Genomic DNA, 1,028 nt, shown 5'->3' on the forward strand with positions numbered 1-1,028 from the left:
CGTCGCCAGGTTGACCAGTGCAGGGTGTGCGCTGGTGATAGCGGTGCGGTGAGGACGAAGGCGTTGAGGAGCCGGCGGATCTCAGCGACGGTCAGCGCGATGATCTCCGGGTCGGCGTCGGGTTGCTCGACGGTGATGGCGGCGAGGATGGTCAGGACGGCCAGGGCGAGCATGGCCAGCGTGATGAAGCGGTGCCAGCCGGTCCAGCTACGGACCTGGTAGTGGTCCAGGCCGGCCTGGCCTTTCCCGGTCTGGAACAACTCCTCGATGCCCCAGCGGGATCCGGCGACGGTCACGAGGGTGTGCAGCGGCACCGGGCGAGGTGACCAGCACAGGTAGAAGGCCAGCTTGCCGGTGCTGCGGTTACGGCGGATGATCAACCACCGATGCTCATCAGGGTGTGTGGCAATGGTGATCCAGGCCCACAGGTAGTCGCGGGGACCTTTTGCTCCCGGCCCGCAACTGTGCAACTGCCATTCCCGGGTGGGGATCCGGTCGGCGAGGTCGTCGACGCGCACGAGGGTGCGGCCGTCGTTGACGTGCACGCGTCGATCGCAGCCGACGGCCAGGACGTAGCCGATCCCGCGCAGCTCGAGGTCATCGCGTAGGCCGGGGTCGGCGCCGTAGACCTCGTCGCCGGTCACCCATCCTGCCGGAACACCGGCGTCCACCGCGGCAGCGATCATCTGCCGGGCCAGGGCCGGCTTCGTAGCGAACCCGACCTGCTCGGGGACACCAGCGGCAGCGAGCCGGCCGGGCCTGTCGCACCAGGTCGTCTCGGGTAGGTAGAGCCTGCGGTCGATCAACGCCCGCCCCGCGGGTGACACGTAGGCCAGGAACACCCCGACCTGGCTGTTCTCCACCCGACCGGCCGTGCCGGTGTACTGACGCTGCACCCCGACCGAGCACACGCCCTTCTTCAGGAAGCCCGTCTCGTCGGTAACCAGCACAGCCTCGGGGTGACCGAGCTGCTCGACCAGCCAGTTCCGCACGTCATCGCGGACGGCGTCGGCGTCCCACACCGCCGT

At 69.0% G+C, this 1,028-nt stretch carries 1 protein-coding gene; it reads right to left on the bottom strand.

The genetic code is table 11. The features are described 5' to 3' along the window. Positions 1-1,028, bottom strand: a 1,028-nt coding sequence (locus tag ACZ6Q9_RS34195) for an IS701 family transposase (RefSeq protein ID WP_396831421.1), incomplete at both ends; no start/stop codon positions are given.

It is taken from the genome of Micromonospora sp. NPDC049139 (genome assembly GCF_055586845.1).